We start from the raw sequence: 17,751 nt of genomic DNA, 5'->3' as shown, positions 1-17,751 counted from the left end.
GCAGGGGTGCGCGCCCCCACCCCCTCGGCCCATAGACTGGTGCGGTTGCCCTGTCACCGTCCGACCACGGAGCCGTAGCGTGTCCATCCAGCCGATCCGCCTCTTCGGCGACCCCGTGCTGCGCATGGCGGCGCAGCCCGTGACCGTCTTCGACAAGGAACTGCGCACCCTCGTCAAGGATCTCGAGGAGACCATGAAGGACGCCCCGGGCGCCGGCCTGGCGGCACCTCAGATCGGCGTCTCGCTGCGGGTGTTCACGTACCACGTCGACGGCGAGCTGGGCCATCTGGTCAACCCGGACCTCAGCCTGAGCGAGGAGGAGCAGGACGGCCCCGAGGGCTGCCTGTCCCTGCCCGGGCTGCGCTTCGACACCAAGCGCGCGTACGGCGTCGTCGCCAAGGGCTTCACCATGTACGGCGACCCGGTGACCGTCGAGGGCACCCAGCTGCTCGCCCGCTGCATCCAGCACGAGACCGACCACCTCGACGGCATCATCTTCATCGACCGCCTCGACCGCGAGCAGCGCAAGGCCGCGATGAAGGCGATACGCGAGGCCGAGTGGGCCGGCCGGCCCGTGCCCCAGGTCCGCGTTTCCCCGCACAGCACGTTCGGCCGCGCACTGTAGGGCCGCGCACCGCAGAAAGGCATCCCGCACGCATGAGGCTCGTCTTCGCCGGCACCCCCGAGGTCGCCGTCCCCGCCCTCGACGCCCTGATCGCCTCCGGCCGGCACGAGGTCGTCGCCGTGGTCACCCGGCCCGACGCCGCCGCCGGACGCGGCCGCAAGCTCGTCGCCAGTCCGGTGGCCCAACGCGCGGAGGAGGCCGGCATCGAGGTCCTGCGGCCCGCGAAGCCCCGCGACGAGGACTTCCTGGCCCGGCTCCGGGAGATCGCCCCCGACTGCTGCCCGGTCGTCGCCTACGGCGCGCTGCTGCCCCGCGTCGCCCTCGACGTGCCCGCCCACGGCTGGGTCAACCTGCACTTCTCCCTGCTGCCCGCCTGGCGCGGCGCCGCCCCCGTGCAGCACGCCGTCATGGCGGGCGACGAGGTCACCGGGGCCGCGACCTTCCTCATCGAGGAGGGCCTGGACTCCGGGCCGGTGTACGGCGTCGTCACCGAGGACGTCCGGCCCCGCGACACCAGCGGCGACCTGCTCACCCGGCTCTCGCACAGCGGCGCGAAGCTGCTCGCCGCCACCATGGACGGCATCGAGGACGGCACGCTGGTCGCCCGGCCGCAGCCCGCCGAGGGCGTCAGCCTGGCTCCCAAGATCACCGTCGACGACGCCCGCGTCGACTGGAGCGCCCCGGCCCTGCGGGTCGACCGGGTGGTCCGCGGCTGCACCCCAGCGCCCGGCGCCTGGACCGTTTTCGGCGGCGAACGCCTCAAGCTCGGTCCCGTCACGCCGCTGCCCGAGCGCACCGACCTGGCGCCCGGCGAACTGGAGGTCACCAAGCGCGCGGTGTACGTGGGCACCGGCAGCCACGCCGTGGAGCTCGGCGAGGTGCGTCCGCAGGGCAAGAAGCCGATGCCCGCCGCCGACTGGGCGCGCGGCGTCCGCGTCCCCTCCGGGGAGCGGCTCGGCGGCTGACCGCGCCCCCACGTACGCTCGAAGCGGGGCGCACCGCGCCCCGCCGTACCACCGACACTCCCGGAGCACCTTCCACGTGAGCGAACCGTCACGCCGCCGACCGCGTCCCGCCGCCCGTCAGGGCCGCAACCAGGGAGGGCCCCCGCAGGGCGGCCGCCCGTACCGCAAGCCCCAGCGCGACCCCGTGCGCATCCTGGCGTTCGAGGCGCTGCGGGCGGTCGACGAGCGGGACGCGTACGCCAACCTCGTCCTGCCTGCGCTGCTGCGCGAGGCGGAGGCCGAGGCCGCGCGCAAGGGCCGTGCGTTCGACCGGCGCGACGCCGCCCTCGCCACGGAGCTGGTGTACGGCACCCTGCGCCGCCGGGGCACCTACGACGCCGTGATCGCGGCCTGTGTCGACCGGCCGCTGCGCGAGGTCGACCCGCCCGTGCTGGACGTGCTCTCGCTCGGCGCCCACCAGCTGCTGGGCACCCGCATCCCCACCCACGCCGCCGTCTCCGCCACCGTCGAGCTGGCCCGTGTGGTCCTCGGCGACGGGCGGGCGAAGTTCGTCAACGCGGTGCTGCGCCGGATCGCCGCGCGGGACCTGGACGCCTGGCTGGACGAGGTGGCGCCGCCCTACGACGAGGACCCCGAGGACCACCTCGCCGTCGTCCACTCGCACCCGCGCTGGGTCGTCTCGGCGCTGTGGGACGCCCTCGGCGGGGGCCGGGCCGGCATGGAGGAACTGCTCGCCGCCGACAACGAGCGCCCCGAGGTCACCCTCGTCGCGCGTCCCGGCCGCGCGACCCCGCAGGAACTCGCCGACGCGCTTCCCGCGGACAGCACCCTCCCCGGCCGCTGGTCCCCCTGGGCGGTCCGGCTGGCCGAGGGCGGCGACCCCGCGGCCATCGAGGCGGTGCGCGAAGGCCGCGCCGGCGTCCAGGACGAGGGCAGCCAGCTGGTCGCCGCCGCCCTGGCCGCGGCACCGCTCGGCGACGGCCCCGACCGGATCTGGCTGGACGGCTGCGCCGGTCCCGGCGGCAAGGCGGCCCTGCTTGCCGCGCTCGCCGCGGAGCGCGGGGCGGCCCTGGTCGCCTCCGAGAAGCAGCCGCACCGGGCCCGGCTCGTCGCCCGCGCCCTGGCGGGCAACCCCGGGCCGTTCGAGGTGATCGTCGCCGACGGCACCCGTCCCGCCTGGCGTCCCGGTGCCTTCGACCGCGTCCTGGTCGACGTGCCCTGCACCGGTCTCGGTGCCCTGCGCCGGCGCCCCGAGGCGCGCTGGCGCAGGCGCGCCGAGGACGTCCCGGGCTTCGCGCCCCTGCAGCGCGGCCTGCTGGAGTCCGCCCTGCGCGCGGTGCGCGTCGGCGGGGTCGTCGGCTACGCGACCTGCTCCCCGCACCCGGACGAGACCCGTGCCGTCGTGGAGGACGTCCTCGGGCGTCCGGGCGCGGTCGCGGCCGAATGGGTCGACGCCCGCCCCCTCATGCCCGGGGTCCCCGACCTCGGCGAGGGCCCCGACGTCCAGCTCTGGCCCCACCTGCACGGCACCGACGCGATGTACCTCGCCCTGCTGCGCCGCACCGGGGAATGACCGCGCGCGGGTGCGGTCCGGACGTCCGGACCGCACCCGCGCGGCGGGGTTCGGCGGCGGTGGTTCAGCAGTAGAGGTTGGCGCCCTGGCCGACCCCGAGGATCGCCGTGAACTGCTGGTACTTGCTCACGCGGCTCTGCACCTGCGCCGGGTTGCGGCCGTCGCACTCCAGCGAGCCGTTGATGGAACGGATGGTCTGCCCGAAGCCGGCCTGGTTCACCATGGCGTTGTGCGGGGTCATGGTGCCGGGGCCGCTCTGGGTGTTCCAGTACCACAGCCCCGTGCGCCAGGCGACGGCCGCGTCCTGCTCCACGCGCCAGGGGTTGCCCAGCAGGTCGATGCCGAGGGCGTCGCCGGCGGCCTTGTAGTTGAAGTTCCAGCTGAGCTGGATCGGGCCGCGGCCGTAGTAGGCGGCCTGACCGGCCGGGCAGCCGTAGGGCTGGCCCCAGTCGCAGTAGTGCGGATAGTTGGCGGTGTTCTGCTCGACCACGTACACCAGGCCGCCCGTCTCGTGGCTGACGTTGGCCAGGAAGGCGGCGGCCTCCTGCTTCTTCACGGTGTCGCTGCCGGAGTTGGCGAAGCCGGGGTAGGAACTCAGCGCCGCGACCAGGCCGCTGTAGGTGTAGAAGCCGTTGCGGCCCGGGAACATCTGGTTGAACTGGGACTCGCTGACCACGAATCCGGACGGGTTCGTACCGCCGCCACCGCCGCTGGCGGGGGCGTTCCACTTCTGGTTCGCGGCGCCCGTGCAGGTCCAGATCTGCAGCCGGGTGGCGTTGGCGGAGGTGTTGCCGCGGACGTCCAGGCACTTGTTGGCGGCGGGGTTGACGATGTCGCGCGCCGCGGTGACGACCCACTGCTGGTTGGCGCTGCCGGAGCAGTCCCACAGCTGGACCGCGGCCCCGTCGGCGGTGCTGCGGTCGACGACGTCGAGGCACTTGCCGAGCGCGCGCAGCGTGCCGTCGCCGGGGTTGGACCAGCGCTGGGCGCCGGTTCCGTTGCAGTCGTAGAGCTGTACGGCGGTGCCGTTGGCGTTGTTCGCCCCGGCGACGTCGACGCACTTGCCCGCCAGGCCGCTGATCTGGCCGTCCGCGGCGCGGGCGGTCGGCGTCGCGACGAACAGGGTGGCCAGGAGCGCCGCGAGGACGGCGAACACCGCGGACGGGCCGAGGGCGGTACGCCCTGCGGGCAGCCGTCCGGCGAGGGACGTGGACATGGGTGAGTCGCTCCTTACCCGGCCCGGGGCCGTGGTCGTGGGGGGAGGGAGCTTCGTGGGGGTGCTCCGCACGGCGGGCGCGGGTGGTCGCGAGGAGGTCACGCACGGGCGCGGCGCGGCGTGCGTCGTGTCCAGGGCGGCGCGAACTCTCCTGCTGCACCGTCCCGTTGAGCCCAGCTAGGTCTAGACCATGCCAGGGTGACGGGGTCACGTCAATACTTGAAGGAAGGGTCGCGCCCGGCGTGCCAGGGGCCGCGTCCCACTCCTGTGCCCCACCCCGGTCCTCCGCCCCCGGCCGCAGCGGCGAGAATCGAACCGGAACGGCAGGCCCCGAACCGCCGTCCCGGCAGGCCGCGCGCCGCGCGGCGGCCGGCGGCGGGGCCGGACAGGAAGGAACGACCGCGATGTCCGCGGAGAGCAACTGGGGCGGCAACGTCGCCTTCACCGCACGAAGGCTCCACCACCCCGAGTCCGTCGCCGAGCTGCAGGAGATCGTGGCCCGGTCCCGGCGGGTGCGCGCGCTGGGCACCCGGCACTCCTTCAGCACCGTCGCCGACACCGACGGCGAGCACGTCTCGACCTCGCGGCTGCCCGCGCTGATCGACGTCGACCGCACCGCCCGTACCGCCACGGTCGGTTCGGGGCTGCGCTTCGGCGAGATCGTCCACGCGATCGACGAGGCGGGCCTGGCGCTGCACAACCTCGGCTCGCTGCCGCACATCTCGGTGGCCGGGGCGTGCGCCACCGGCACGCACGGCTCGGGCACCGGGCGGCGGAGCCTGGCCGGCGCGGTCCGGGGGCTGACCATGGTCACCGCCGACGGCGAGCTCACCGAGGTCCGGCGCGGCGAGGACGACTTCGACGGCTCCGTCGTCGCCCTGGGCGCCCTGGGCGTCGTGACCCGCCTGACCCTCGACCTCGTCCCGGCCTTCGCCGTGCGCCAGACCGTCTACGAGGACATGCCGGGGGAGGAGTTCCGGGGGAACTTCGACGCCGTGATGGCCGCCGGGTACAGCGTGTCGGTCTTCACCCGCTGGCGGGACCGGGCCGCCGACCAGGTGTGGCTGAAGGAGCGGGTCGACGCCGACGGCGCGGAGCCCGCACCGCGGACGTGGTTCGGGGCCACCGCCGCCGACGGGCCGCGGCACCCCATCCCGGGCATGCCCGGCACGCACTGCACGCCGCAGCAGGGCCTCGCCGGCCCCTGGTACGCACGGCTGCCGCACTTCCGGCTGGAGTTCACGCCGAGCAGCGGCGAGGAGATCCAGTCGGAGTTCTTCGTCGACCGGGGCGACGCCGTGGCGGCGTTCGACGCCCTGTGGCGGGTGCGGGAGCGGTTCTCGTCCGAGGTGCTGATCGGCGAGATCCGCACCGTGGCGGCCGACTCCCTGTGGCTCAGCCCCGCGTACGGACGGGACAGCGTCGCCTTCCACTTCACCTGGACCCCGGACGCCGCGGCGGTGGCGCGGTCGGTCCAGGTCGTCGAGGAGGCCCTGCGCCCCTTCTCCGCCCGCCCGCACTGGGGCAAGCTCTTCACGCCGGCGCCCGCCGCGCTGCGCGGGCTCTACCCGCGCTACGACGACTTCCGGGCGCTCGTGGCCCGGCAGGACCCGGCGGGGGTCTTCCGCAACGCCTTCATGCGCGAGCACTTCCCGGACTGACCCGGCGTCCGCGCCCCGGATCGCTGATGATGTGCCGTCCGCCAGGCGCGGTCATAGACTGACCGCGGCCGAAACATCCCTTATGAGAGGGTTGGGCATCATGTCCAAGCGAGGCAACAAGCGACGCGCCCGGAAGAAGAAGGGCGCCAACCACGGCAAGCGCCCCAACGCGTGACGAACGCCGTGCCCCCGTGACCGCCCGCGCCCGGCGCGGGCGGTCACCGCTGTCCGGGGCCGGGGCCGATGCTCACGTACCGGCGCGCGGAGCGGCCGGTTCCCCGCCGTCCGACACCCGCAAGGGACGCGAGGTGGTTGTCCACAGCCGTGCGCCCGGTGCGCGGGGAGGGGGCGGGCACCGCCATACTGGACGCATGGCCGTCCAGATCAACCCCAGTATCCTCTCCGCCGACTTCGCGCGCCTTGCCGAGGAGGCGCGGGCCGTCGAGGGCGCGGACTGGCTCCACGTCGACGTGATGGACAATCACTTCGTCCCCAACCTGACGCTCGGCGTGCCGGTCGTGGAGTCGCTCGCCAAGGCGACGCGGACCCCCCTCGACTGCCATCTGATGATCGCCGACCCGGACCGCTGGGCCCCGGCCTACGTCGAGGCGGGCGCGGGCTCCGTCACCTTCCACGTGGAGGCGGCCGCCGCGCCGGTGCGACTGGCCCGGGAGATCCGCGCGAAGGGCGCCCGGGCCTCGATGGCCCTCAGGCCCGCCACGCCGGTCGAGCCCTACGAGGACCTGCTGCCCGAGCTCGACATGCTGCTGATCATGACCGTGGAACCGGGCTTCGGCGGCCAGGCCTTCCTCGACATCATGCTCCCCAAGATCCGCCGGGCCAGGAAGCTGATCGACCGGCACGGACTCGACCTGTGGCTGCAGGTCGACGGCGGCGTCTCGGCCTCCACCATCGAGCGCTGCGCCGAGGCGGGAGCGGACGTCTTCGTCGCCGGTTCCGCCGTCTACGGCGCCGAGGACCCGGCCGAGGCGGTACGGGGGCTGCGCAAGCAGGCGGCGGCCGCCTGCGCGCACTGACCGCGCGCCGCCCGGGCGCCGTCCGCGCACTGACCACTCCGTGGGCACCGTGCCCCGGTACTCCGGAGTACGTGCGAGGATGAGCGCGGAGCCGATCAGATGGGCAACTGGGGAGAGAACGTGACCACAGGCCGCACCGGGGTGCGCATGGGCCCCGGCGAGATGGTCCAGGCGGCGGCGATGGCACGCCGCTTCTACTTGGAGGGAAAGTCCAAGATCCAGATCGCCGAGGAGTTCGGCGTGAGCCGCTTCAAGGTGGCCCGGGTCCTGGAGACCGCCCTCGAACGCGACCTGGTGCGCATCGAGATCAGGGTCCCCGCGGAACTCGACGCCGAGCGCTCGGACGCCCTGCGGGCCCGCTACGGACTGCGGCACGCCGTCGTCGTCGAGTCGCCGGCCGACGAGACCGACGGCCCCGACCCGGAGAACCTGGGCGCGGTCGCCGCGCAGCTGCTGGGTGAACTGGTCAGCGAGGGCGACGTCCTCGGCCTCGCCTGGGGACGCTCGATCATCACCATGGCCAACGCCCTCGACCGGCTGCCGCCGTGCACGGTCGTCCAGCTCACCGGCGTGTACGACGCGGGCACCGCCGACCGCGGCTCGGTCGAGGCGGTCCGCACCGCCGCGGCCGTCTCCGGCGGCGAGGCCCACCCCATGTACGCCCCGATGGTGCTGCCCGACCCGGCCACCGCGGCGGCGCTGCGGGCGCAGAGCGGCATCGCGGCGGCCATGAGCTACTTCGACAAGGTCACCGTGGCCGTGGTGTCGATCGGCTCCTGGGCGGCCGGCATCTCCACCGTCCACGACGCCCTGACCGAGGGCGAGCGCGAGCACTACGCCTCCCTCGGCGTCGCCGCCGAGATGTCCTCGCACCTCTTCGACGCCGAGGGCCGGCTCGTCGGCCGCGACCTGGGCGAGCGCTGCATCACCATCGAGGCGGACCGGCTGCGCCGCATCCCCGAGGTGCTCGCCATCGCCGGCGGCCTGCGCAAGGCCGCCGCGGTCGACGCCGTGCTCCGGTCGGGCCTGGTCACCAGCATCGTGACGGACACCGCCGCCGCCGACTACCTGCTGGACTCCACCGCGCCCATGGCGCGCCCCGCCCTCGACCGCGCCGACCCCGAGGCGCAGCGCGAGGTCTAGCCTTCGTGTGCGTGGCCTGCGCGGCGCGCGGCGCGGGCTGTGGCAGCATCGCGGCATGCCGACCGGGCCCGTCCGCCGTGCCGCCGAGATCGCCGTCGCCCTGCTGGGCTGCCTCGTACTGCTTCTCACCGGCTGCTCCCGGCCCGCCGCCGAACCCGTGGCGGCGGTGCCCACGGTGTCCGCAGCGAGCCTGCCTCCCGAGGCCCGCGAGACACTCCGGCTGATCGACGCCGGGGGGCCCTTCCCGTACGCGAAGGACGGCACCGTCTTCCACAACTTCGAGGGCATCCTGCCGAAACGCCCGAGCAACTACTACCGCGAGTACACCGTGCCGACCCCGGGGGCACCGGACCGCGGCGCCCGGCGCATCGTCACCGGCGCCGACGGGGAGGCCTACTACACCGACGACCACTACAAGACCTTCAGGGCGGTCCGCAGATGACGGCGACGACGGTGCTGGACCTGCAGGGGGTCACCACCAAGAGCGCGTTCATGGAGCGCTGCGCCGAGCAGCTGCGGCTGCCCGGCTGGTTCGGCCGCAACTGGGACGCCCTCTACGACTGCCTCACCGACCTGCCCGGTTCCGAGCCGGGCGGGCTGCGGCTGGTCGTCCGCGGCTGGCACGACTTCGCGGCGGCCGAACCGGGGGAGTGGCGGACGGCGCGCCGGGTCCTCGAGGACGCGGCGGCCTTCCGCGCCCCGGCCGTGCCGCCCCTCCAGGTCGTCTTGGAGGAACCTACGGACGACCCTTCGTGATCGCCGGAGTTTCCTCCGTGTCCGATTCGGCTCCGTCCGTGCAAAAATGAAGTACGTGCGTTTCCTCAATGATGCAAAGCCTCCGTACGACCTGACGTACGACGACGTGTTCATGGTCCCCAGCCGCTCGGCGGTGGGTTCCCGCCAGGCGGTCGACCTCTCCGCCCCCGACGGCACCGGCACCACCATCCCGCTCGTGGTCGCCAACATGACCGCCATCGCGGGACGCCGGATGGCCGAGACCGTCGCCCGGCGCGGGGGACTGGTCGTCATCCCGCAGGACATCCCGATCGACGTGGTCACCGAGGTGATCACCTGGGTGAAGCAGCGGCACCACGTGCTCGACACCCCGATCGTGCTCGGCCCGCACGCCACCGTCGCCGACGCCCTCGCGCTGCTGCCCAAGCGGGCGCACGGCGCCGCCGTCGTCGTCGAGGACGGCCGCCCGGTCGGCGTCGTCACCGAGCACGACCTCACCGGCGTGGACCGCTTCACCCAGGTCTCCGTGGTGATGTCCAGGGACCTCCTGCTGCTGCCCGCGGACATCGACCCGCGCGAGGCCTTCAACCGCCTGGAGGACGCCAACCGCAAGCTCGCCCCCGCCGTCGACGCCGACGGCAGGCTGGCCGGCATCCTCACCCGCAAGGCGGCGCTGCGCGCCACCCTGTACACCCCGGCCACCGACGCCGGCGGGCGGCTGCGCGTCGCCGCCGCCGTCGGCATCAACGGCGACGTCGCGGGCAAGGCCAAGCAACTGCTCGACGCGGGGGTCGACACCCTCGTGGTCGACACCGCCCACGGCCACCAGGAGAGCATGATCCAGGCCGTGAAGGCCGTCCGCGCCCTGGACCCGCGGGTGCCCGTCGTGGCCGGCAACGTCGTCTCCGCCGAGGGCGTCCGCGACCTGATCGAGGCCGGCGCCGACATCGTCAAGGTCGGTGTGGGCCCCGGTGCCATGTGCACCACCCGCATGATGACCGGCGTGGGCCGGCCCCAGTTCTCCGCCGTCCTGGAGTGCGCCGCCGAGGCCGCCCGGTACGGCAAGCACGTCTGGGCCGACGGCGGCGTCCGGCACCCGCGCGACGTCGCCATGGCGCTCGCCGCCGGCGCGTCCAACGTCATGATCGGCTCCTGGTTCGCGGGCACCTACGAGTCGCCCGGCGACCTGCAGCAGACCGCCGACGGACGGCCGTACAAGGAGAGCTTCGGCATGGCCTCCGCCCGCGCCGTGGCCAACCGCACCAGCGAGGAGTCCGCGTACGACCGCGCCCGCAAGGGGCTCTTCGAGGAGGGCATCTCCACCTCGCGGATGTTCCTCGACCCGGCCCGCCCGGGTGTGGAGGACCTGATCGACTCGATCATCGCGGGGGTCCGCAGCTCCTGCACCTACGCCGGCGCCGCCGACCTCGCCGAGTTCGCCGACAAGGCCGTCGTCGGCATCCAGAGCGCCGCCGGCTACGCCGAGGGCAAGCCGCTGCACGCGAGCTGGCAGTAAGCACCCGGCCCGGGCGCCCCGGCCGCGGAAGCGGACGGCGCCCGGGCGGCGGCGCGGGGTTCGCCGCCTTGCCCCGGCGCGGTCACCGGGGAGTGCCTCGCGGGAAGGGCGGCGGTCCGCCTCGTAGGCTGGTGCGCGTACGGCACGCGCCGTCCCCCGCTCGCTCGCGAAGAGAAGTGACCCACCCCCAGTGCGACTGAACGAACTCGACGAACGCATCGTCCACGCCCTCGCCGAGGACGCCCGGCGCTCCTTCGCCGACATCGGCGGCCTCGTCGGGCTCTCCGCCCCCGCCGTCAAGCGCCGGGTCGACCGGCTGCTGGCGGAGGGCGCCATCACGGGCTTCACCGTCCGCGTCGAGCCCTCCGCGCTGGGCTGGGAGACGGAGGCGTTCGTCGAGCTCTACTGCCGGCACAACACCTCGCCCGAGGACATCCGGCGCGGCCTGTCGCGCTACCCCGAGGTGGCCTCCGCCTCCACCGTCACCGGCGAGGCGGACGCCGTCGTCCAGATCTACGCCGCCGACGTGCGCCACTTCGAACGCGTCCTGGAGCGGATCGCCGGCGAGCCCTTCGTCGAGCGCACCAAGTCCGTGCTGGTGCTGTCGCCGCTGCTGCGCCGCTACTCGGGGGCGCCCGACCAGCCGGAGGGGTGACCGCCGGTACACCGGCGGGGGAGGGCCGCCGCGGCGCCGCCGTGCAACGAATCGCCGCCGCCGGGCTCCGGCGCGCAACGAATCGACGGTCGGTGCGCAACGGACGCGTCTTGTCGCCGCCAGGCCCGCGATCGTACCGTCGAGGCAGACCCGAAACCGGCTTCCACCAGGCGAAAGAGGCTCCATGGCGCCGCTGCGCACCGCGCTGTACCAAGGCCCGAGCGGCGTCCCCTCCTCGGTGGACGACAGCCTGGCCGCGCTCGACGCCGCCGCGCGCCGGGCGTCCGCAGCGGGAGCCCGCCTGCTCGTCACGCCCGAGATGTACCTGACGGGCTACGCCCTCGGCGACGCCGTACCGGAGCTCGCCGAGACGGCCGACGGGCCCGCCGCCGCCCGGATCGCCCGGATCGCCGCCGCGCACGGCCTCGGCATCGTCTACGGCTACCCGGAGCGCGACGGCTCCGCCGTCTTCAACTCCGCCCAGCTGATCGGCCCGGACGGCGGGCGCCTCGCCAACTACCGCAAGACCCACCTCTTCGGCGCCTTCGAGCGCACCTGGTTCACGCCGGGCGACGAGGCCGTCGTCCAGGCCGACCTCGACGGCGTCCGGATCGGCCTCCTCATCTGCTACGACGTCGAGTTCCCGGAGACCGTGCGGGCCCACGCCCTCGCCGGCACCCAGCTGCTCGCCGTGCCCACCGCGCTGATGCGGCCCTACGAGTTCGTCCCGCAGACCCTGGTGCCCGCCCGCGCGTACGAGAGCCAGCTGCACGTCGCCTACGCCAACCGCTGCGGTCCCGAGGGCGACTTCGACTTCGCGGGGCAGAGCTGCCTCGCCGGACCCGACGGCGCCGTACGCGCCCGGGCCGGAGCCACCGAGGAACTGGTCGTCGCCGACGCCGACCCGGAACTCCTGCGCGCGGTCCGCGAGGAGACCCCCTACCTCGAGGACCGCCGCCCCGAGCTGTACCGCTCGCTGGGCTGATCCCGCCCCCCCGACACCGCCCCGCCCCACCGCTCCACAGCCAGGAGAACCACGCCATGACGTCCACGGTGCCCACCGCGGTCCACGACGAGCAGCACCCCGAGGTGCGGTCGGCCCCGCCGATCACCATGTTCGGCCCGGACTTCCCGTTCGCGTACGACGACTTCCTGGCGAGCCCCGCGGGCCTCGGCTCCATACCGGCGACCGGGCACGGCGCCGAGGTCGCGGTCATCGGCGGCGGCCTGTCCGGCATCGTCGCCGCGTACGAGCTGATGAAGATGGGCCTGCGGCCCGTCGTCTACGAGGCCGACCGGATCGGCGGCCGGCTGCGCACCGTCGGCTTCGAGGGCTGCGACGAGAACCTGACCGCCGAGATGGGCGCGATGCGCTTCCCGCCGTCCTCCACCGCCCTGCAGCACTACATCGACCTGGCGGGCCTGGAGACCAGGCCCTTCCCCAACCCGCTCGCCCCCGAGACCCCGTCGACCGTCGTCGACCTCAAGGGGGAGTCCCACTACGCCGAGACCATCGACGACCTGCCCCAGGTCTACCGCGACGTCGCGCACGCCTGGAACGCCTGCCTGGAGGAGGGCGCGGACTTCTCCGACATGAACCGCGCCATGCGCGAGCGCGACGTCCCGCGCATCCGCGAGATCTGGGCGAAGCTCGTCGAGAAGCTCGACAACCAGACCTTCTACGGCTTCCTCTGCGACTCCGAGGCGTTCGCGTCCTTCCGGCACCGCGAGATCTTCGGCCAGGTCGGCTTCGGCACCGGCGGCTGGGACACCGACTTCCCCAACTCCATCCTGGAGATCCTGCGCGTCGTCTACACCGAGGCCGACGACCACCACCGCGGCATCGTCGGGGGCAGCCAGCAGCTGCCGCTGCGGCTGTGGGAGCGCGAGCCGGGCAAGATCGTCCACTGGCCGCACGGAACCTCCCTGAAGTCGCTGCACGGCGGCGCCCCCCGTCCGGCCGTGACCCGGCTGCACCGCACCGCGGGCAACCGGATCACCGTCACCGACGCCGACGGCGACATCCGCACCTACCGCGCCGCGATCTTCACCGCGCAGAGCTGGATGCTGCTCAGCAAGATCGACTGCGATGACTCGCTCTTCCCGATCGACCACTGGACGGCGATCGAGCGCACCCACTACATGGAGTCCAGCAAGCTCTTCGTGCCCGTCGACCGGCCGTTCTGGCTCGACAAGGACGAGCAGACCGGCCGGGACGTGATGAGCATGACGCTCACCGACCGGATGACCCGCGGCACCTACCTGCTCGACAACGGGCCAGGCGAACCGGCCGTGATCTGCCTGTCGTACACCTGGTGCGACGACAGCCTCAAGTGGCTGCCGCTCAGCGCCTCCGAGCGCATGGAGGTCATGCTCAAGTCGCTCGGCGAGATCTACCCCAAGGTCGACATCCGGCGCCACATCATCGGCAACCCGGTGACCGTGTCCTGGGAGAACGAGCCCTACTTCATGGGCGCGTTCAAGGCGAACCTGCCCGGCCACTACCGCTACCAGCGGCGCCTGTTCACCCACTTCATGCAGGACACCCTCCCCGAGGACAAGCGCGGCATCTACCTCGCCGGCGACGACATCTCCTGGACGGCCGGCTGGGCCGAGGGCGCCGTGCAGACCGCGCTCAACGCCGTGTGGGGCGTGATGCACCAGTTCGGCGGCGCCACGGACCCCACCAACCCGGGCCCAGGCGACCTCTACGACGAGATCGCGCCGGTCATGCTCGACGAGGACTGACCCCCACCCCTCAGCGGCCCAGCGGGGTCAGCAGGAAGCGCCCGACCAGCCCGACGCCCGCGTCGAGCTTCTCTGCGAACTCCTCGTGCACCTCCGGCATTCCGCGCAGGGACCACAGCACACGGGACGCGGCCCACGCCGCGTCCCGCGCGCGCTCCAGGCTCCACGAACCCGCGAGATGGGTCAGCGGGTCGGCGAGGTCCAGCAGGTCGGGGCCGGGCATCAGCTCCTCCCTGACGCGTTCCTCCACGGACGTCAGCAGATCCCCCACGCGGTCGAAGTCCCGTTCCAGGGACGGCGGTTCGCACTCCAGCGCCGTGCAGGTGTCCACCACCGCGAGCGCGAGGTCGTGCCCCACGTGCGCGTTGATCCCGGCCAGCGCGAACTGCACCGGGCGGATGCCGCGGTGGCCCCGCAACTGCAGCAACGGCCGCCAGCAGGCCGGCACGGCACGGCGGTCGGCCGCGCCGTCGACCGCCCGCAGGTAGCGCTCGGCGAAGCGGGCGGCCAGCACGGCGGCGGCGACGGGATCCCCGAAGCCGCCGCCCGTCAGGCAGCCGTCCAGTTCCTCCGTCACGGACAGGTAGACGCGGTTGAACACCGCCACCCCGTCCCGCGGCGGGAGCGCCGTGCCGAGCGCGCGCATGCGCGCCACCACCTGGCCCACCCCCACCGGAGCCGGCCGCCGTGCCGTCGTCATGCGCACAGCGTCCCAGCAGGCCGGGCGGCGGGCACGGCACGGCGGCCGTGCGGTCCCCGGATCGGGTGAGTCAGATTGTGCCCGCCCGTCGTTGTGTGCCCGGGTCCGTTGTCATGTGCGGCGCCGTTGTGGTTGATGTTGGGGTTTCTCCCCCACCCGCCCGCCCGATTGCCCGGCATGGTTGGTGCGGGCCTGCGCTCTGTGACTGGGTGGGCCGGGGGCGGGGCCTCCGGGGTGGCCATTCTGTACCGCATATTTATGTGCATGGCGGGCAGCACTTGTCGGTGCTGTCTGTGCCGCACATCAAATACACGTCAGCGTCCAGAACGCCCACCCTCCCCCAGCCTTCGGCCGGGGGTGCCCCCACCTCCCCCACCCCCTCCGTATCAACAGCGACCAACGGCCGGTGGGTGGTTACAAGGCAGTCCGGGGGCACCGCACCTGTCCGACGCATCCCCAACGGGACACCCTGCGCCCGCACAAGAGGAGGGGTGTGGTGAGGTGCTCCCCTGGCCGCAGGTTGGAGGAGACGGGGGGCGAACCTCTTGCCGAACGTCGGCGCGAACCGAACTGTGGGGGCACAGAACGTTCCGGGGTACCCCGGTTGCCCATCTGACCCCCACCGGCCGTCACGTGCCCGCGTTAGGGGGAGGCGGGTGACGGGTTGTCTCCCTGACCGAAGGCTGGCGAAGACAAGCGGCGAACCCGATGCCGAATGACGTTGGCGCAATCCTCAGGGCCGCGGCGGTCAGAGAGGGGTTCGGGGCAACCTCAGACTCCTCCATACCCCCACCGGCCGTTGCGCGCGCACACGAGAGGAGGGGGTGTGGCGGGGTGCTCCCTGGCCGAAGGCTGGGGAAGGACGAGCGGCGGACCCGGTGCCGGATGATGCGGGCTAGAACCGCGGGGCCGTGGGGGTCAGCGAGCGGTTCGGGGCAACCCGGACCCCCTCCTCACCCCCGACCGGCCGTTGTGCGCCCATACGACGGGAGGGGGTGTGTCGGGGTGCGCCCGGAGACGACGAGCGGCGGACGCGGTGCCCAAGGATGTGGACGTAAACCGCGAGCGTTCTGGGGGTCCCCCCGGCCGAAGGTTGGGGGAGTGCGCCGGCGCGGCGCCGACCCCAACACAAGGTGCGAGGCCCGCACCAATCGCGCCGGGCAATCGGGAGGGAGGGTGGGGGAGAAACCCAACATCAACCACAACGGCGCCGCACCATCACGACCCCCGCCACACCCTTACCGCACCCACGCGTCCCGCGCCACCGCGTACTCCACCTCCCCCTGCTCCGCCCCCGGCAACACCACCTCCCACTCCTCGTGGAAGACCCGCACCAACGACAGCCCCGCCTTCTCCATCACCCTCCGCGACCGCGCGTTGACGAACATCGTCTCCGCGTACACGCGCCCCGCGCCGAGCTCTGTGAAGGCTTTGCGGACCAGGGCGCGCGAGCCCTCCGTGGCGTAGCCGCGGCCCCAGGCGGCGCGCCGCAGGCGGTACCCGAGTTCGAGGTCGTCGGCGGGCCCGCCGGGGCGGGGGGTCAGGGCGAACCAGCCGACGAACGCCCCGGTGGAGCGTTCCTCTGCGGCCCAGACCTGGGAGCGCGCGAAGCGGGGCAGCACGTCGTGCCGGATGACGTCGGAGGGCGTGGGGCGCCCATCGCCCAGGTAGCGCATGACTTCGGGGTCGCTGTCGAGCGCGACGAGCAGTTCGGCGTCCGCGTCGGTGTCGGTGAAGTACCGCAGCCGCAGCCGCTCGGTCTCCAGGAAGATCCGCGTGTGCATGGGCGGCACGCTAGGCCTGCGGGGTCGTGGCCGCCACGGGTTTGCGGTCGTGCTCCACGGAGACCGTGCCCGCGCTGCGGAGCACGCCCGCGCCGACGGCGAGCCCGGCGGCGAGCAGCGTGACGAGCCCGAAGGAGATCTGCAGGGAGCTGGCCTGCGCGATGGAGCCGATGGCGGCGGGTGCCACCAGGCCGGAGGTGTAGGTGACCGTGGCGACGCCGGCGATGGCCTGGCTCGGGTTGGGCCCGCTGCGCCCGGCCGCCGCGAAGCACAGCGGGACGACGACGGCGATGCCCACGCCGATGAGGGCGAAGCCCGCGATGGCGGTGACCCGGTTGACCGCCGTGGCGACGAGGACGCCGCCCACCGTGGCGAGCAGGCCGCCGGCCCGTACGGTGCGGACCGCCCCGAAGCGCCGGACGACGAGGTCGCCCAGGAGGCGGGAGGCGGCCATGGTGCAGGCGAAGGCGGTGTAGGAGGCGGCGGCGACGCCGGGGGAGGCGCCGGCGACGTCGCGGAGGTAGACCGCGCTCCAGTCCATGCTGGCGCCCTCGGCGAAGACGGCGCAGAAGCCGATGGCACCGATGACCAGGGCCGCGCGCGGCGGCAGGGCGAAGCGCGCGGGGGCCTCCTCGGTGGCGGCGGGCCGCAGGTCGAGCACCCCGCCGCAGGCCATTTGGCCGAGGACGACGAGCAGGACGGCGCCGATGCCGAGGTGGACGCGCGCGTCGAGTCCGGCGTGGGCGGCGAGGACGCCGAAGAGGGAGCCGACCAGCGTGCCGGCGCTCCACATGCCGTGCAGCCCGGACATGACCGAGCGGCCGAGGCGTTCCTCGACCTCGACGCCCTGGGCGTTCATGACGACGTCGGCCATGCCGGCCGAGGCCCCGTAGACGAACATCGCCCCGCACAGCCAGCCGAGTCGGGGGGAGAGGGCGGGGAGGGCGAGCGAGGCGCACCACAGGCCCAGCAGGAGGCGCAGCGCGTTGCGCATGCCCATGTGGTGGGCGATGCGGGCGGCGAGCGGCATGGCGACGGAGGCACCGAGGGCCGCGAAGACCAGCGCGAAGCCGAGTTGTCCCGCGCTGAGCCCGGCGTGCTCCTGGATCCAGGGCACCCGGGTGGCGAAGCTGCCGGTCACCGCGCCGTGCACGGCGAACACCGCGGCGACGGCGAGATGGGCTCGCCGCAGTCGTGGGTCGGTCTTCCCCGTCGGGGTCGTCGGCTTCGTCGGCATGTTCCCTCCCAGTCTGGTCCCGCCCCGGTTCTCGGCATAAATTATCAGGCAGGCTTCCTGAAAGATAGACTGCCTCCGGCCAGGACCGCGCACCCGGTCCGGCCCGGGCCGGGTCCGGCCCCGCCCGCCCTTGCTCCCGCGCCGGCTTCTGGAAGG

At 73.7% G+C, this 17,751-nt stretch carries 17 protein-coding genes; 13 read left to right on the top strand and 4 right to left on the bottom strand.

The genetic code is table 11. The features are described 5' to 3' along the window. Positions 1-79 precede the first annotated feature (79 nt). The 3 genes from def (at position 80) to ACFZAU_RS26835 (ending at position 3,163) form a co-directional block, all read left to right on the top strand. Positions 80-625, top strand: a complete 546-nt coding sequence (gene def / locus ACFZAU_RS26845; protein WP_500554287.1) for a peptide deformylase — start codon at positions 80-82, stop codon at positions 623-625. Between the two features lie 32 nt (positions 626-657). Then, entirely contained in the window at positions 658-1,590 is a 933-nt protein-coding gene (gene fmt, locus ACFZAU_RS26840) for a methionyl-tRNA formyltransferase (protein WP_500554286.1), read from the top strand. Between the two features lie 76 nt (positions 1,591-1,666). Beyond that, positions 1,667-3,163, top strand: a complete 1,497-nt coding sequence (locus ACFZAU_RS26835) for an RsmB/NOP family class I SAM-dependent RNA methyltransferase (RefSeq protein WP_500554285.1) — start codon at positions 1,667-1,669, stop codon at positions 3,161-3,163. 64 nt (positions 3,164-3,227) lie between these two features. On the opposite strand, the gene ACFZAU_RS26830 is transcribed toward ACFZAU_RS26835, so the two are convergent. Further along, positions 3,228-4,379, bottom strand: coding sequence for a glycoside hydrolase family 19 protein (locus ACFZAU_RS26830; RefSeq protein WP_500466034.1), 1,152 nt, complete (start codon positions 4,377-4,379; stop codon positions 3,228-3,230). A gap of 404 nt (positions 4,380-4,783) precedes the next feature. Between ACFZAU_RS26830 and ACFZAU_RS26825 the strand changes: the two genes are divergently transcribed. The 10 genes from ACFZAU_RS26825 (at position 4,784) to ACFZAU_RS26780 (ending at position 13,874) form a co-directional block, all read left to right on the top strand. Then, a complete protein-coding gene (locus ACFZAU_RS26825) occupies positions 4,784-6,040 on the top strand; it encodes an FAD-binding protein (RefSeq protein ID WP_500554284.1) in 1,257 nt (418 codons plus the stop codon). Positions 6,041-6,140: 100 nt separating this feature from the next. After that, the gene (locus ACFZAU_RS26820) at positions 6,141-6,215 is read left to right on the top strand and encodes a 50S ribosomal protein bL37 (RefSeq protein WP_373297613.1); all 75 of its coding nucleotides are present in this window, start codon (positions 6,141-6,143) and stop codon (positions 6,213-6,215) included. Between the two features lie 196 nt (positions 6,216-6,411). Further along, positions 6,412-7,077 carry a ribulose-phosphate 3-epimerase gene (gene rpe, locus ACFZAU_RS26815; protein ID WP_499603326.1) on the top strand — a complete coding sequence of 222 codons (666 nt, stop codon included), beginning with the start codon at positions 6,412-6,414 and terminating at the stop codon, positions 7,075-7,077. Positions 7,078-7,176: 99 nt separating this feature from the next. Further along, a complete protein-coding gene (locus ACFZAU_RS26810; protein ID WP_500554283.1) occupies positions 7,177-8,220 on the top strand; it encodes a sugar-binding transcriptional regulator in 1,044 nt (347 codons plus the stop codon). Positions 8,221-8,275: 55 nt separating this feature from the next. Beyond that, entirely contained in the window at positions 8,276-8,662 is a 387-nt protein-coding gene (locus ACFZAU_RS26805; protein ID WP_500554282.1) for a guanyl-specific ribonuclease, read from the top strand. Further along, on the top strand, positions 8,659-8,976 hold the full coding sequence (locus ACFZAU_RS26800) for a barstar family protein (protein ID WP_500554281.1): 318 nt from the start codon (positions 8,659-8,661) through the stop codon (positions 8,974-8,976). Before ACFZAU_RS26805 ends, ACFZAU_RS26800 begins: the two co-directional genes overlap by 4 nt. 46 nt (positions 8,977-9,022) lie before the next feature. Then, entirely contained in the window at positions 9,023-10,471 is a 1,449-nt protein-coding gene (locus tag ACFZAU_RS26795; RefSeq protein ID WP_500554280.1) for a GuaB1 family IMP dehydrogenase-related protein, read from the top strand. A 190-nt stretch (positions 10,472-10,661) separates the two neighbouring features. Then, on the top strand, positions 10,662-11,126 hold the full coding sequence (locus tag ACFZAU_RS26790) for an Lrp/AsnC family transcriptional regulator (RefSeq protein ID WP_499603321.1): 465 nt from the start codon (positions 10,662-10,664) through the stop codon (positions 11,124-11,126). A 184-nt stretch (positions 11,127-11,310) separates the two neighbouring features. Continuing rightward, a complete protein-coding gene (locus ACFZAU_RS26785) occupies positions 11,311-12,111 on the top strand; it encodes a carbon-nitrogen hydrolase family protein (protein ID WP_500554279.1) in 801 nt (266 codons plus the stop codon). A 56-nt stretch (positions 12,112-12,167) separates the two neighbouring features. Beyond that, positions 12,168-13,874, top strand: coding sequence for a flavin monoamine oxidase family protein (locus ACFZAU_RS26780; RefSeq protein WP_500554278.1), 1,707 nt, complete (start codon positions 12,168-12,170; stop codon positions 13,872-13,874). A gap of 10 nt (positions 13,875-13,884) precedes the next feature. Here the strand turns inward: ACFZAU_RS26780 and ACFZAU_RS26775 are convergent, their stop codons facing one another. From ACFZAU_RS26775 to ACFZAU_RS26765, 3 genes are all read right to left on the bottom strand, one after another. Further along, on the bottom strand, positions 13,885-14,574 hold the full coding sequence (locus tag ACFZAU_RS26775) for a DUF5995 family protein (RefSeq protein WP_500554277.1): 690 nt from the start codon (positions 14,572-14,574) through the stop codon (positions 13,885-13,887). A gap of 1,238 nt (positions 14,575-15,812) precedes the next feature. Then, on the bottom strand, positions 15,813-16,358 hold the full coding sequence (locus ACFZAU_RS26770; protein WP_500466025.1) for a GNAT family N-acetyltransferase: 546 nt from the start codon (positions 16,356-16,358) through the stop codon (positions 15,813-15,815). A gap of 10 nt (positions 16,359-16,368) precedes the next feature. Further along, a complete protein-coding gene (locus tag ACFZAU_RS26765) occupies positions 16,369-17,595 on the bottom strand; it encodes an MFS transporter (RefSeq protein WP_500554276.1) in 1,227 nt (408 codons plus the stop codon). Between the last annotated feature and the right edge of the window lie 156 nt (positions 17,596-17,751).

The organism is Streptomyces sp. NPDC008238 (assembly GCF_042956445.1).
GTDB lineage: Bacteria > Actinomycetota > Actinomycetes > Streptomycetales > Streptomycetaceae > Actinacidiphila.
The sequence above is the reverse complement of the archived record's forward strand: the minus strand, read 5'-3'. Positions and strand labels throughout refer to the sequence as shown.